Origin of the sequence: Streptomyces bambusae, assembly GCF_020532645.1 — a bacterium.
Taxonomy (GTDB): Bacteria; Actinomycetota; Actinomycetes; order Streptomycetales; family Streptomycetaceae; genus Streptomyces; species Streptomyces bambusae.
On sequence record NZ_JAJAUZ010000024.1, the window covers coordinates 27,660 to 41,673 of the forward strand.

A 14,014-nucleotide genomic window follows, 5' to 3' on the forward strand; every position below is an offset into this window, starting at 1 on the left:
TCTGCCCGGCCCCGTTTTCGCCCGCCGCCGCTCAGATCAGGCGGCGTATTTCCCCGCGGACGCGGTAGAAGCCTCCGGCCGCCGGGTGCAGGCCGTCCACCACGTACCGCGCCCCGGGCTCCCGGATGCCCCGCGGGAACTGCACGTGCCAGCCCGTCTCGTACCCCCCGGAGATCACCTGCACCCGCAGCCGGCCGCCCTGCTGCACGCACTCGACGACCACCCCGCCCGCAGCCGCCACCGAGGCCGCCGGAACCGCGGCCACCGCCGCCGGGGAGGCCGGCGGGGCGTAGGTCGGCAGCGCCGCCGCGGACTTCACGTCCACCGTCGCCGGCAGCGAGCCCTGCTCGGCCGCCGCGATCGCCGACTCGCTCGCGTCCACGCACAGCAGCGAGCCGTCCGAGGTGACCAGGTACAGCTTCCCGGCCAGGTACTGCATCGACAGTGCCGCCCCGGCACCAGTGCCCAGCTTCCACAGCCGCTGCCCGGACGCGTCGAAGCAGTACACCGACGAGGCCAGGTCGCCGGCGAACACGTACCGGCCGTCGGGCGACGTCGCGCACGAGTACACCGCCGCATCGCACCGGTACGTCGCCTCCACCGCGCCGGTGGTCTTCGACAGCCGCTGCACGGTGTGCCGCCCGGTGCCCGCGTACACCGCGTGCTCCTCCTGCCAGCCGAACAGCACTCCGCCGTCGGTCCGGGTGTGCCACAACTCCCCGCCGCCGTCCGGCCGGTACGCCGTGACGCCCTGGCTGTGGCCGTGGTAGACGGCGCGGTCGTCCGCCCGCACCATCCACGCGTGCGCCCCCGCGGAGCGGCGCGACCACTGGAACTCGTCCTCGTGGTCGATGACCGTCAGGCCGCCGTCGCGGTCCGACACGTTCAGCACGCCCTCGCGGATGTCCAGCCAGAAGATGTCCACGTCCGCCGCGATGTCGTAGGCGCCGAAGGGCACCTTCGACGACAGGTCGTACACCGTGCCGTCGTCACAGCCCGCGTAGATCCAGAACTCGTCCGCGACCAGGCACTTGACGCCGTCCGGCAGCGAGTAGCGGGCCAGCACCTCGCCGCCGTGGCTGAGGGTGTACACGTCGCCGTCCTGGTTGCCGACCCAGCAGCGGTCCTCGTCCACATGGATGCCGAACGCCGCGGCGCCGGTCCGGAACCGCCACAGCACCGGTGCCGTGGCCCGCGCCGTCGACGGAGTCGCCGTCACCTGGCGGCGCGTCACCGCCCGGGCCGCCCGCTGCCCCCGGACCGCCGGCGCGTACCCCTTGCGGACCTTCTCGGCGATCTTCTTCGCCGCGGCCGCCCGGGCCTTCTCGACCGTGGGGAAGGAGGAGCTCTGCAGCTGGCCGTCCGCGCCGATCCGCCCGTAACGCACCGAGACCGCGGTCCCGTCGACCGTCACCTCGTAGAACTTGTGGGCGCCGCCGCCCTCTTGCGACAGCTCCAGATACGTCGTGTTCCGAGACATGGCAGACCCCTCCCCAGGCCGGGATCCGACGGGTTCGTCCCGCCGCAGATCCACTGATCACCACGCTAGGGGGGACCACTGACAATGGACGGGTGCAGCTCGAACCGATCACCTGGGAGCGGATGGCCGAGGCGCTCGCCCGCCATCTCGACGGACCCGCCCGCGCCGCCGCGGCCCCCGGCGGCTGGACCCGGGTGGCGGTGGACGGGGCGCCCGCGGCCGGTACCGGAACGCTCGCCGCCGCGACCGCCGACGCGCTCCGGCTGCGCGGCCGCCCGGTCCTCGTGGTCGCCACGGACGGGTTCCTGCGGCCCGCCTCGCTCCGCTTCGAGTTCGGCCGGGAGGACGCCGAGGGCTACCCGGACGGCTGGTACGACGTCCCCGCGCTGTGGCGGGAGGTGTTCGGGCCACTGGAGCCGGGCGGCAGCGGTCGGGTGCTGCCGGACCTGTGGGACCCGGCGGTGGACCGGGCCACCCGCAGCCCGTACGTGACGCTGCCGACGGGCGGGGTGTTGTTCGTCCACGGCCCGATGCTGCTGAAGCACTGGTTCCCGTTTGACTTCACCGTCCACATCGGGCTGTCGGCCGGCGCGCTGGCCCGCCGTACCGACCCCGGCGCCCGGTGGACCCTGCCTGCGTTCGCCCGCTACGAGGCGGAGACAGGCCCGGCGGCCGCCGTCGACGTCCTGGTCCGCGCCGACGACCCGCGCCATCCGGCCTGGTCGGGGCTGCCGACCGCCTGAATCCGCGCGCCGGGCCCCGCCGCGTCCGGGCCGCCCCGCCATGCCACCCGCCGCCACAACCCACATGCCGCCAGAGCCCACGGGCTGTCCGAGTCCACCGGCCACCCGCCGCCACCGCCCGCCCGGGGGCACCTCGCGCCACCGGCCGCACGTCTGACCCACCGGCCGTCCGAGCCCAGGCCCGCCCGAGCCCGCAGCTCACCCGCCCCCGCCGCCCGCCCGGGGGCACGCTCACGCCGGTCGGCCGCCCGTCCGGGACACGGCTGCCGCGCCCGCCCGGCAGCCGGCCGCCGCGGCTGCTGCCGGGGCCGCGCCCGCCAGCCGGGCTGCCAGGAAGCCGCCGGTGAAGGCGTCGCCCGCGCCCGTCGAGTCCACCGCCGCCGGGGCCGGAGCGCCCGGCACCCGGGCGGTGACCGCGCCGCCCTCGGCGACCAGCGCGCCCGCCGCCCCCTGCGTGACCACGACCAGCGGCACCCGCCGGCTCAGCGCGGCCGCCGCCTCCGCCGGGGCCGCACCCGCGGGCTGCCCCGCCAGCAGGGCCGCCTCCGCCTCGTTGGGCAGCAGGATCCCGGCCCCGGCGACGTCGTCGAGGAACCGTTCGGGCCCGGCCGTCCGCAGGAAGCCCGCGGACGCCGGGTCCACGCTCACCGGCACGCCCCGGTCCCGAGCCGCCCGCAGCACCAGCCGGGCCAGGTCCCGGCTCGGCACCGCGAAGAACAGATAACCGGACAGGTGCACGTGCGCCACCCCGTCCAGCAGCCCGTCCGACCAGTCCGCCGGCGACAGCCGCAGCGCCGCCCCGCTGTCCGTCAGGAACGTCCGCTCGGCCGCCGCGTCCACCAGCGACACCACCGTGCCCGTCGGCTCCTGCGGATCGACCACCAGCCGCGGCCGCACCCCCGCCCGGCGCAGCGCCGCCTCGTGCCAGGCGGCCGAATCGGCGCCGACCCGGGCCAGCAGCGCGACCTCGGCCACGCCCGCATGCGCCGCCCAGCAGGCCGCGTTCGCCCCCGCCCCGCCCGGCAGCGTGCGGATCCGGGCCGGGGTGTCGGTGGCCGGCGCCAGCGGCTCCGGATGCAGCGCCACCACGTCCGTGACGACGTCCCCGACGACCAGCAGCGACCCGGTCACCGGGCGGACCGCTCCGCCCAGGCCGCGGCGATCCGCGCCGCCAGCCGCACGTTCCCGCGGACCGCCGCCAGGTTCGCCTCCAGCGAGGCCCCGCCGGTGTGCGCGACCAGCCGCTCCAGCAGGAACGGCGTCACGGCCTGCCCCGTCACCCCGCGCTCCCGGGCCTCAGCCAGCGCCTCGGCGAGGACCCGGTCGTGCAGCTCCGGATCGAGCTGCTCGGACTCGGCGACGGGGTTGGCCACCAGCAGCGCCGACGACGGCCCGCCCAGCGCGTCCTGAGCGGCCATCACCTCCGCCACCTCGCCGGGCCGGTGCACCGTCCAGTCCACCGGCTCCCCGGAACTGGCCAGGTAGAAGCCGGGGAACCGGTCGGTGCCGTAGCCCAGCACCCCGATTCCGAGGGTTTCCAGCCGCTGCAGGGTGGCCGGCACGTCCAGGATCGACTTCACGCCCGCGCACACCACCGTGATCCGGGTGCGCGCCAGCAGCGCCAGGTCCGCCGACTCGTCCTGAGTCCGCGTCCACTCCCGGTGTACGCCGCCCAGCCCGCCGGTCGCGAACACCCGCAGCCCGGCCCGCGCGGCCAGGAACGCCGTCGCGGAGACGGTGGTCGCCCCCGACACCCCCGCGGCGACCGCAGGCGCCAGGTCGCGGTGGCCGAGCTTGCGCACCGGGTCGTCGCCCGCGACCCGCTCCAGCTGCTCCTTGTCCAGGCCCACGTACGGCACCCCGTCGAGCAGGGCGACGGTGGCGGGCACCGCCCCCTCGGCGCGGACCAGGGCCTCCAGCTCCCGGCCCGCGAGCAGGTTGCGGGGGCGGGGCAGGCCGTGGGCGAGGATCGTCGATTCGAGGGCGACGACCGGCCGCCCCGCGGCGACCGCCTCCCCGACTTCCTCCGACAGGACCGGTACGACAGGTGAAGTAAGTGGCATGTCCCCATCCATGGCACGGCGGCCGGGGCGGCAAACGCCCCCGCCGCGGACCGGCACCACGGTGGCGCGAACCCGCCGCCGCGCTGGACAGGATGACGGGCCGACGCGCCCGATCATGGACGCGTTGGCCGCCGTGGCGGCCCGGCCGGGCGGGCTAGGGTGACCCGCCATGAGCACCAGTGAGCACCACCCCGGCCCCGGTTCGTTCGCCGTCTCCGTGACGGACGCCGAGCTGGAGGCCGAAGCACTCGACCCGAGTCAGATCGTGTCCGGCAATCCCGTGATCACCGGAAAGGTGCTGTGGGAGTCCCCCGACGGGAAGCAGCTGCGCGGGATCTGGCAGATCACTCCGGGTGTGGTCACGGACACCGAGGCCGACGAACTGTTCGTCGTCGTCAGCGGCCGCGCGACGATCGAGGTCGAGGGCGGCGAGACCCTGGAGGTCGGCCCGGGCACGGCCTGCGTGCTGCGCGAGGGCGACCGGACGACGTGGACGGTCCACGAGACCCTGCGCAAGGCGTACCACATCACCCTCTGACCGCCCCGGTCACTCCGAGGCGGACCGGCGCGCCGTGAACAGGGCGAGGCCCGCCATCGGCACCAGCAGCGCCGCGCCGATCGCGTTCAGCCAGCCGTAGCCGGCCTGGGCCACGACCAGGCCGGCCGCGGTGCCGCCGACCCCGGCCGCCGTGTTCATCGTCAGATCGGACAGGCCCTGCACGCCGGCCCGGGCGGCCTGCGGTACGGAGTCCGTCAGCAGGGCCGAGCCCGACACCATGCCGGCCGACCAGCCCAGGCCCAGCAGGAACAGGCCCGCCGTGGTCTGCCCGTGCCGCGGCCCGGCGGTCCCGGCGAGCAGCGCGGCCAGCGAGAACAGTCCCGCCGACAGCCCGATCACGGACAGCCGGCCGAGCCGGTCGGCGAGCCAGCCCATCACCGGCGAGAAGGCGAACATGCCGGCGATGTGGATGGAGATCACCAGGCCGATCAGCTCCAGCCCGGCGCCGTGGTGGCCGAGGTCCAGCGGGGTCATCACCATGATCGACACCATCGTGGTGTGCGAGACCGCGATGGTCACCAGCGCGAGCCGGGCCCGCGGGGACGCCTTCACGGCGGCGAAGGCCGCCTTCAGCGAACGGGCCGCCGCCGTCTGCCCGGCAGGACCGGCCAGGGCGCGGGCGGTCAGCAGCGGATCCGGCCGCAGCAGCACCCCCACCACCACGGCGGCCAGCACGAAGATCCCGGCGGCCCACACGAAGGGGCCCGCCGTCCCGGGTATGGAGGTGCCGTCGAAGCTGCGGCTGGCAGGGGCCGACAGGTTCGGGCCGAGCACCGCGCCGAGCGTGCTCGCCCACACCACCGTGGAGATAGCCCGCGCCCGGTGGTCGGGCTCCGCCAGGTCGGCCGCCGCAAACCTGGCCTGCAGGTTCGCCGAGGAGGCGGCACCGAACAGCGCCATGCCGAGCAGCAGCAGCGGGAAGCTCTCCGCCATCGCCGCGACGACCACCAGGACGCCGCCCAGCGCGCCCGTCAGGTACCCCAGCACCAGGCCCGGCCGCCGGCCGCGCGCGGTCATCAGCGCCGCCAGCGGCAGCGAGACCAGTGCGGTGCCCGCCACCGCGGCGCTCGACGCCAGTCCCGACAGCTCCTCGGTGCCGCTGATCTCGGTGGCGAGCACCGGGGCCAGCGCGATGCTGATGGGCACCCCCAGACCGCTGACGATCTGGCTGGCCATGAGCACCCGGGAGATGCGCCGCTGCAGGGCGGGCAGCGCCTCGGCGGACACCGCGGGCCCGGGCTGCGTACTGGGAGAAGAGTCGGTAGTCACGGCCGCAGTGTCGCACTCGTGTCCGACCGGGGCGCGACGGCGGAACCCCGGCCGACCACGCCTTCCGCGCCCGGAACCGGCCGCGGCCGCCGCCCTCAGAACAGCGGCTGCGGGAGGACGCCCTCCAGCGCCAGCAGGATCCGCTTGGCCTCCGCCCCGCCGCCGAAGCCGCCCAGCCCGCCGTCGCTCTCCACCACCCGGTGGCAGGGCACGACCACCGGCAGCGGATTGGAGCCCATCGCCGCCCCCACGGCCTGGGCCCCGCCCGGCCGGCCGGCCCGCGCGGCCAGCTCCCCGTACCCGATGACCGTCCCGTACGGCACTCCGGCTGCGAGTTCCCGCAGGCACAGGCGGTTGAAGCCGGCGCTCAGCCGCCAGTCCAGGGGGATCCGGAAGTCCCGCAGCCGGCCGTCGAAGTACGCCGCGAGCTGGCGTATCGGCTCGGCCAGCAGGACCTCCCGGCCGGCCGGCGGCCGGACCGCCGGCGTGCCCAGCCGTGACTCCAGCGCCTCGGCCATCCGCTCCCTGCCGTGGAACTCGACCCGGACCAGGCCCGTGCCGGTGGCGGCGAGGAACAGCGGACCGACGGCGCTGTCGACCAGGGTCCATTCGAGCTGCTGCGCGTCGCTGTTCTCGTTCACGCCACCACGGTACGGCCGGCCGCCGACAGCGCCCCCGGACCCTGTGGACTCAGAAGCCGCCCACCGCGTCCCGGACCACGTCCGGCGTGTTCGAGATGATCCCGTCGACGCCCTGGTCCCGGACCCGGCGCGCGAGGTCCGCGTTGTTGACCGTCCACGTGTTCACGTCCAGCCGCTTCCCGTGCGGCCCCCGCAGGGCGTGCACCGCGTCCACCCACTCCTTCGAGAGCGTGTTGTACGCCGGGTTGATCCGGTCGGTGAAGGCCGCGTAGTCGCGCAGCTGCGAGACCGGCGGAGTGCCCAGGAAACCGGTGGTCAGGTCGGGCCGCTCTCGGTGCACGGTGCGGATCGAGTCGGCACTGAAGCTCTGCACCACCAGACGGTGCGTCACGTGGTGCTCGTCCAGCCAGCCCGCCCGGTCCAGCACCCGCAGCAGGTCCTCCTCGATCCCCGGGTACAGCTCCGGCTTCTTGATCTCCAGGAGCAGCCGCTGCTGGTTGAAGCCGATCCGCCGCAGGTACTGGTCCAGCGTCGGCACCCGGGCCCCCCGGTACGCCGCGCCGAACCAGCTGCCCGCGTCCAGCCGGGCGATCTCCGCCGCCGTGAAGTCCCCGACCCGCCACGGGGACCGGCCCGGGAAGACGGTCTCGACGTCGGTCGTGCGGGCCAGGGTGTCGTCGTGGATGACCACCAGCTCTCCGTCGCGGGTGCGCTGGACGTCGTTCTCGACCCAGTCGATGCCCAGGCGCTCGGCGTAGTCGACGGCCTCCAGGGTGTTCTCCGGGGCGTACGCCGAAGCCCCCCGGTGAGCGACCGCGACCGGCGCGCCCAGCCGGAACGGGTCCCGGCCGCGGGCGGCCCGCCCGCGGGGCCCGCCGGGCCCGGCCGCATCCGGCGCGGGGGCTCCGGACAGCACGCCCGGCACCGTGGTGGCGGCCGCGGCCGCCACCACGGACGAGGCGGAGGCGGGGCCGTCGGAGGCGCCCTGCGGCACGGCGAAGGTGAGGCCCAGCAGCGCGGCGGCGGCCGCCGCGAAGGATCGTACGAACATGGCGTTCTCCTCGGTGTCGGCTGCCGGACGACCGGCGGGCGACGCGGTGGTGACCACGGGTCAGCGTGACAGCGCACCTGCAACGGGGGACGGGCCGCGGGTGGCCACGGGATGAACGAATCCGTCCGGAACGTCGCGGTGGCGGAAATCAGGCGGGGCCAATCTGGGCGGAGGCGGTGCGCGGGTGCACCCACTCGGCCTAATCTCGCCATCAATCGGGCCCGTACCAGCGAAAGTTGGACCGGCAAGCGGCCTGACGCGGCGGAAGGGCGGGCAAGGATGCACGGCACGGACGCGGTGTCCGGCGGCTACGGGGTGATCAACGGCTTCAGTTATGGCCTGATCACGCCCCTCGCCGCATATCTGATGGCCTGTCTGGGCGGCGCGCTCGGACTGCGGTGCACTACCCGGTCCCTCCTCGTCGAGCGCTCCTGGCGGCCCGGCTGGCTCGCCCTCGGGGCGACCGCCATCGGATCCGGAATCTGGACAATGCACTTCATTGCGATGATGGGCTTTTCCGTCGCGGGGTCGCCACTGAACTACGACAAACGGATCACCTTCGCGAGCCTCGGCGTCGCGATCGTGATGGTGGGAATCGGGATCTTCATCGTCGGGTACCGCGGCAGCACCCCGATGTCCCTCGTGACCGGAGGCACCATCACCGGTCTCGGCGTGGCCTCCATGCACTACCTCGGCATGGCCGGCATGCGGCTGCACGGACGCATCGAGTACGACACGAAGATCGTCGCGCTGTCCGTCGTCGTGGCCGTCGTCGCCGCCACCGCCGCGCTCTGGGCCGCCGTCAGCATCCGCGGCTTCCTGCCCGCCGTCGGCGCCAGCCTCGTGATGGGCCTGGCCGTCACCGGCATGCACTACACCGCGATGGCCGCCGTCCGGGTCCGCATGGTCGGCGGCCTCGGCCGGCTCGGCGGCGACGAGCCGACCACCCTGCTGGCACCCCTGCTGGTCGGACCGGTGGTCTTCCTGGTGCTGGCCGGGGTGGTGGTGATGTTCGACCCGCTGCTCGTCATGGGCAACCAGGACTGGCAGAAGCCCGGCGAGGTCCGCCGGCCCGTCCCCGCCCCGCCGCGGCCGGTCTGGCCCGCGCGACCGCCCTGGGAGGAGGCTTCCTACCAGCGGGAACGCTGATCCGATGGGCAACGCGGCAAGACTGTCGGTGCAGCGTCGTACGGTGGAGCCATGCGGCCCGTATCGAAGATCGAACAGCTCCGCCGGAGCAGTGGTGCCCCTTTCGAGGTGGTCAGTCCCTACCAGCCCAGCGGCGACCAGCCCGCGGCCATCGCCGAGCTGGAGCGGCGCATCCGCGCGGGGGAGAAGGACGTCGTCCTGCTCGGCGCCACCGGCACCGGCAAATCGGCGACCACCGCGTGGATGATCGAGCGGCTCCAGCGCCCGACCCTGGTCATGGCACCGAACAAGACCCTGGCGGCCCAGCTGGCGAACGAGTTCCGCGAGCTGCTGCCGAACAACGCGGTCGAATACTTCGTCTCGTACTACGACTACTACCAGCCCGAGGCGTACGTCCCGCAGTCGGACACCTACATCGAGAAGGACTCCTCCATCAACGAGGAGGTGGAGCGGCTGCGGCACTCGGCGACGAACTCGCTCCTGACCCGCCGCGACGTGATCGTCGTCGCCTCCGTCTCCTGCATCTACGGCCTCGGCACCCCGCAGGAGTACGTGGACCGCATGGTCCCGCTGAAGGTCGGCGAGGAGATCGACCGGGACGCCCTGCTGCGCCGCTTCGTCGACATCCAGTACACCCGCAACGACATGGCGTTCACCCGCGGCACCTTCCGGGTCCGCGGCGACACCGTCGAGATCTTCCCGGTGTACGAGGAGCTGGCCGTCCGCATCGAGATGTTCGGCGACGAGATCGAGGCCCTGTCCACGCTGCACCCGCTGACCGGAGAGGTCATCAGCGAGGACCGCGAGCTGTACGTGTTCCCCGCCAGCCACTACATCGCCGGCCCCGAGCGCATGCAGAAGGCCATCGCCGGGATCGAGGCCGAGCTCGCCGGGCGCCTCGCCGAACTGGAGAAGCAGGGCAAGCTCCTGGAGGCGCAGCGCCTGCGCATGCGCACCACGTACGACCTGGAGATGATGCAGCAGATCGGCTCCTGTTCCGGCATCGAGAACTACTCGCTGCACATGGACGGCCGCGAGCGCGGATCCGCGCCCAACACGCTCATCGACTACTTCCCCGAAGACTTTCTGCTCGTCATCGACGAATCCCATGTCACCGTCCCCCAGATCGGTGCCATGTACGAGGGCGACGCCTCCCGCAAGCGGACCCTCGTCGACCATGGGTTCCGGCTGCCGTCCGCCCTCGACAACCGGCCCCTGAAGTGGGAGGAGTTCCAGGAGCGGATCGGCCAGACCGTCTACCTGTCCGCCACCCCCGGCGCGTACGAGCTGGCCCGCGGCGACGGGTTCGTCGAGCAGATCATCCGCCCGACCGGCCTGGTCGACCCGGAGGTCGTGGTCAAGCCCACCGAGGGCCAGATCGACGACCTGGTCCACGAGATCCGCACCCGCACCGAGAAGGACGAGCGGGTCCTCGTCACCACCCTCACCAAGAAGATGGCCGAGGACCTCACCGACTACTTCCTCGAACTCGGCATCCAGGTCCGCTACCTGCACAGCGACGTGGACACGCTGCGCCGCATCGAGCTGCTGCGCGAGCTGCGCGCCGGCGAGTACGACGTCCTGGTCGGCATCAACCTGCTCCGCGAGGGCCTCGACCTGCCCGAGGTGTCGCTCGTCGCGATCCTCGACGCCGACAAGGAGGGCTTCCTGCGCTCCGGGACCTCGCTGATCCAGACCATCGGCCGGGCCGCGCGCAACGTGTCCGGGCAGGTCCACATGTACGCGGACAAGATGACGCCGGCGATGGTGAAGGCCATCGACGAGACCAACCGGCGCCGCGAGAAGCAGATCGCGTACAACACCGAGCACGGCATCGACCCGCAGCCGCTGCGCAAGAAGATCAACGACATCGTCGCGACGATCGCCCGCGAGGAGGTCGACACCGAGGAGCTGCTCGGCACCGGCTACCGGCAGGCCCGGGAGGGCAAGGGCGCCAAGGCGCCGGTGCCCGCGCTCGGCGGCAAGGCGCCGGGCAAGGGCGGCAAGGCGGGCGCGGCCGCGGTGCCCACCGACCGGCCCGCGGCCGAACTGGCGCAGCTGATCGAGGAGATGACCGAGCGGATGCGGGCCGCGGCGGCGGACCTCCAGTTCGAGGTCGCCGCCCGGATCCGGGACGAGGTCGGCGAGCTGAAGAAGGAACTGCGGCAGATGAAGGAGGCCGGCCTCGCCTGAGGCGCGCAGCCGCAGCGGCCGGCCGGGTTTCGGCGCTGTGTCTCAGGAGAGACACAGAATCGGGCGGGCCGAGCCGCTCGGCGGGCGGCCGTGCATAGGGTTGGCCGGCAGGGCAGGACCCGCGGTACGGGGTCCGCGGCGCAGGCCGCGGGCGGCCGCCGCGGGCGGGAACACATCAGAGAGGGGACAGCGCGTGACGGTCAACATGACCAAGGGTCAGGCCATCAGCCTGGCGAAGGCCGACGGGGGAACCCTGACCGCGGTGCGGATGGGCCTCGGCTGGCAGGCGGCCAAGCGCCGCGGCCTGTTCGGGTCGCGCACCCGGGAGATCGACCTCGACGCCTCGGCCGTGCTGTTCGCCGACCGGCAGCCCGTGGACGTCGTGTTCTTCCGCCACCTGATCAGCGAGGACGGATCGGTCCGGCACACCGGCGACAACCTGGTCGGCGGCGTCGGCCAGGGCGGGGACGACGAGGCGATCCTCGTCGACCTCCAGCGGGTTCCGGTCCACGTTGACCAGATCGTGTTCACCGTGAACTCCTTCACCGGGCAGACCTTCCAGGAGGTCGAGAACGCCTTCTGCCGGATCGTCGACGAGACGAACGGCCAGGAGCTGGCCCGCTACACGCTCAACGGCGGCGGCCAGTACACGGCGCAGATCATGGCGAAGGTCCACCGGGCGGGCGGCGGCTGGAAGATGACGGCCCTGGGCGACGCGGCCAACGGCCGCACCTTCCAGGACCTCCTCCCGGCGATCGTCCCGCACCTGTAGGCGAGCGGCGCACGGCGGCGGGAACCAACGGGAACGACGGGGGCAGGCGATGACGGCCGAGCTGGTGCGGGGACAGAACCACCCGCTGCCGCACACGCAGGTGGAGATCCGGATCTCGGCGGGCACCCCGGTGCTCGCCGGCGTCCTCCTGGGCGACGAGGCGGGCCGGATGCTGCCCGGCGCCGATGCCGCCGCACATCCCGGCCGGCCGCGGATCCCGGGCGCCGTGTGCCCGGTGGCCGCGGCCGCCGGGCAGCGGATCGAGGTCGACCTCGCCGCCGTGCCCGACGCCGCCCACCGGGTCGGGGTCCTGCTCGCCCTGCCGCCGGGCGGGCCCGCCCGGTTCGGGACCGTGGCGGCGCCGCACCTCGCCGTCCTGGACGCCGGCGGCACCGAGGCCGTGGGCTTCACCCTCACCGGACTCGACACCGAATCCGCCGTCATCGCCGTCGAGCTGTACCGGCGGCAGGGCGCGTGGAAGGTGCGCGCCGTCGGCCAGGGGTACGCGGACGGCCTCGCGGGCCTGTTCGCGGACCACGGGCTCGACCCCGTCGCGGCCGCCGCGCTCGCCGCCTCGGCCGTGCCCGCCGCCGCCGAAGCGCCGCCGCAGGCCGTGCGCACCCTCGGCGGGACCACGGCCGGCCCCCAGGGCCCGGCTGCCGCCACGGAGCCGGACCGCGGCCGGGAGGCGCCCGGCCCGGTGCCCGTCTCCGGCGTCCCGTACCCCGGCACGCCCGGCCCGGCCCCCGCCGAGCCGCCGGCCGCCGTCAGCTACGAACACCCCCGCCGGGCCCGTACGCAGCCCCCGGCGCCCGCCCCGCAGCCCGCCCCCGCCCGGCCCGGGGAGCAGCCGCGGCCCGTGGCCGGCGACGCCAACGGCTGGACGATGGAGGAGCGCCTCCACAACCAGGTCTGGGGCATGTTCGAGGACCTGGCCCGGGTGGTCGCCGCGTACCGCAGTGCGGTGGCCTTCGCGGAGGACCGTATGGACCGCGAGCTGGACCAGGCGCTCGCCGACCCGCGCGACCGGCTCGGCGGCGGCTCCGGCGCCGCCCGCGAGGCCGCGCAGGCCCGCCACGACGACCTCGTGCTCCAGGCCCGGGCGGTGCTCGACCGGGACCTCGCACAGCTGACCGCCGAAGCCGAGGTGGTCGAACCCGCGCTGCCGGCCGCCTTCGCCGGCTGGGACCACCCGCTGTGGCAGGACCACCGGCTGCCCTCCGAGCCCCCGATGTCCCTGCGCCTGGGCGACCTGCACCTGCCGGAACGCCCGGACCTGCGCATCCCCATGCTGGTCCGGCTGCCGCTGGAGCGCGGGCTGTGGATCGACAGCGGCCGTACCGGCTCGGAGGCTGCGATGGCCATGGACACCGACCGGCTGCGGCGGCTCGCCCTCGACACCGCCGTCGCGCACGCGGCCCGGCTGCTCGCCGTCCATCCGGCGGGCGGGTTCCGGGTGCACGCCGTCGACGCGGCCGGTGCGGGCGCGGCGGCCCTGGAGCCGCTGCGCAGGGCCGGACTGCTGGCCGGACCCCCGGCCACCGGGGCGGCCGGGGTCTCGGAGCTGCTGGCCCGGCTCACCGAGCGGGTGGACCTGGTGCAGATGGCCCTCGGCAGCGGCGCGGCCGAGTCGCTGCCGCCGCACGTGGACACCGCGCCTCAGCTGCTGATCGTCCACGACTTCCCGCACGGCTTCGACGACCGGGCCGTGACCCGGCTGCGGTACCTCGCCGACGAGGGGCCGGCCGTCGGCGTCCACCTGCTGATGGTCGCCGACCGCGACGAGGCCTCGGCGTACGGGCCGCTGCTGGATCCGCTGTGGAAGTCGCTGCTGCGGCTCTCGCCGGTGCCCGACGACCACCTCGCCGATCCCTGGGTCGGGCACGCCTGGACCTTCGAGCCGAGCCTGCCGCCGGCGGGGAGCGCCGTACTGGAGCAGGTGCTCGCCCGGATCGCCGAGGAGCGATGACCGTCCACTGACCCGACACTGACTCCCCGCTGACCTTTCTTTGGGTATCCCTTTACCTTTTCCCTGGGGTGCCGGTACTCTTATGTGCGCGGAGGGGAGTATTCCTGCTGTTTCGCTACGTCGTG

12 protein-coding genes are annotated in these 14,014 nt (G+C 74.3%); 6 read left to right on the forward strand and 6 right to left on the reverse strand.

All coding sequences use genetic code 11. The annotated features are described in order from the left end of the window. Nucleotides 1-31: 31 nt before the first annotated feature. Nucleotides 32-1,480, reverse strand: a complete 1,449-nt coding sequence (locus LG634_RS18310; protein WP_226734934.1) for a WGR domain-containing protein — start codon at nucleotides 1,478-1,480, stop codon at nucleotides 32-34. Nucleotides 1,481-1,572: 92 nt separating this feature from the next. On the opposite strand from LG634_RS18310, the gene LG634_RS18315 reads away from it, so the two are divergent. Beyond that, nucleotides 1,573-2,223, forward strand: coding sequence for a nucleoside/nucleotide kinase family protein (locus LG634_RS18315; protein WP_226734935.1), 651 nt, complete (start codon nucleotides 1,573-1,575; stop codon nucleotides 2,221-2,223). Between the two features lie 231 nt (nucleotides 2,224-2,454). Here the strand turns inward: LG634_RS18315 and LG634_RS18320 are convergent, their stop codons facing one another. Further along, nucleotides 2,455-3,354: a carbohydrate kinase family protein gene (locus LG634_RS18320; protein ID WP_226734936.1), complete on the reverse strand. Its 900-nt coding sequence runs from the start codon at nucleotides 3,352-3,354 to the stop codon at nucleotides 2,455-2,457. Further along, complete coding sequence (locus LG634_RS18325) at nucleotides 3,351-4,286, reverse strand: pseudouridine-5'-phosphate glycosidase (protein ID WP_226734937.1); 936 nt, start codon at nucleotides 4,284-4,286, stop codon at nucleotides 3,351-3,353. The genes LG634_RS18320 and LG634_RS18325 overlap by 4 nt, the downstream gene beginning before the upstream one ends. Before the next feature lie 169 nt (nucleotides 4,287-4,455). Here LG634_RS18325 and LG634_RS18330 point away from each other — a divergent pair, with 169 nt between their 5' ends. Beyond that, complete coding sequence (locus LG634_RS18330; RefSeq protein WP_226734938.1) at nucleotides 4,456-4,824, forward strand: cupin domain-containing protein; 369 nt, start codon at nucleotides 4,456-4,458, stop codon at nucleotides 4,822-4,824. A gap of 9 nt (nucleotides 4,825-4,833) precedes the next feature. Here the strand turns inward: LG634_RS18330 and LG634_RS18335 are convergent, their stop codons facing one another. The 3 genes from LG634_RS18335 to LG634_RS18345 all read right to left on the reverse strand — a co-directional run bounded on the left by LG634_RS18335 (nucleotide 4,834) and on the right by LG634_RS18345 (nucleotide 7,806). Continuing rightward, nucleotides 4,834-6,114, reverse strand: coding sequence for an MFS transporter (locus tag LG634_RS18335; protein ID WP_226734939.1), 1,281 nt, complete (start codon nucleotides 6,112-6,114; stop codon nucleotides 4,834-4,836). A 95-nt stretch (nucleotides 6,115-6,209) separates the two neighbouring features. Continuing rightward, the gene (locus tag LG634_RS18340) at nucleotides 6,210-6,755 is read right to left on the reverse strand and encodes a methylated-DNA--[protein]-cysteine S-methyltransferase (protein ID WP_226734940.1); all 546 of its coding nucleotides are present in this window, start codon (nucleotides 6,753-6,755) and stop codon (nucleotides 6,210-6,212) included. 49 nt (nucleotides 6,756-6,804) lie between these two features. Further along, complete coding sequence (locus LG634_RS18345) at nucleotides 6,805-7,806, reverse strand: glycerophosphodiester phosphodiesterase (RefSeq protein ID WP_226734941.1); 1,002 nt, start codon at nucleotides 7,804-7,806, stop codon at nucleotides 6,805-6,807. 279 nt (nucleotides 7,807-8,085) lie between these two features. Between LG634_RS18345 and LG634_RS18350 the strand changes: the two genes are divergently transcribed. From LG634_RS18350 to LG634_RS18365, 4 genes are all read left to right on the forward strand, one after another. After that, nucleotides 8,086-8,955: an MHYT domain-containing protein gene (locus LG634_RS18350; protein WP_226734942.1), complete on the forward strand. Its 870-nt coding sequence runs from the start codon at nucleotides 8,086-8,088 to the stop codon at nucleotides 8,953-8,955. A 51-nt stretch (nucleotides 8,956-9,006) separates the two neighbouring features. Next, nucleotides 9,007-11,148 (forward strand): excinuclease ABC subunit UvrB, encoded by a 2,142-nt coding sequence (gene uvrB, locus LG634_RS18355; protein WP_226734943.1) that lies wholly within the window; start codon nucleotides 9,007-9,009, stop codon nucleotides 11,146-11,148. Between the two features lie 193 nt (nucleotides 11,149-11,341). Next, nucleotides 11,342-11,920 carry a TerD family protein gene (locus tag LG634_RS18360; protein WP_226734944.1) on the forward strand — a complete coding sequence of 193 codons (579 nt, stop codon included), beginning with the start codon at nucleotides 11,342-11,344 and terminating at the stop codon, nucleotides 11,918-11,920. Between the two features lie 49 nt (nucleotides 11,921-11,969). Continuing rightward, a complete protein-coding gene (locus LG634_RS18365) occupies nucleotides 11,970-13,889 on the forward strand; it encodes a TerD family protein (protein ID WP_226734945.1) in 1,920 nt (639 codons plus the stop codon). Nucleotides 13,890-14,014: the final 125 nt, after the last annotated feature.

Excerpts from the sequence above, each read along its gene's own strand:
- LG634_RS18310 (WP_226734934.1), bottom strand. The coding sequence starts at position 1,480 with ATGTCTCGGAACACGACGTATCTGGAGCTGTCGCAAGAGGGCGGCGGC.
- LG634_RS18325 (WP_226734937.1), bottom strand. The coding sequence starts at position 4,286 with ATGCCACTTACTTCACCTGTCGTACCGGTCCTGTCGGAGGAAGTCGGG.
- LG634_RS18330 (WP_226734938.1), top strand. The coding sequence starts at position 4,456 with ATGAGCACCAGTGAGCACCACCCCGGCCCCGGTTCGTTCGCCGTCTCC.
- LG634_RS18345 (WP_226734941.1), bottom strand. The coding sequence starts at position 7,806 with ATGTTCGTACGATCCTTCGCGGCGGCCGCCGCCGCGCTGCTGGGCCTC.
- LG634_RS18350 (WP_226734942.1), top strand. The coding sequence starts at position 8,086 with ATGCACGGCACGGACGCGGTGTCCGGCGGCTACGGGGTGATCAACGGC.
- uvrB (WP_226734943.1), top strand. The coding sequence starts at position 9,007 with ATGCGGCCCGTATCGAAGATCGAACAGCTCCGCCGGAGCAGTGGTGCC.
- LG634_RS18365 (WP_226734945.1), top strand. The coding sequence starts at position 11,970 with ATGACGGCCGAGCTGGTGCGGGGACAGAACCACCCGCTGCCGCACACG.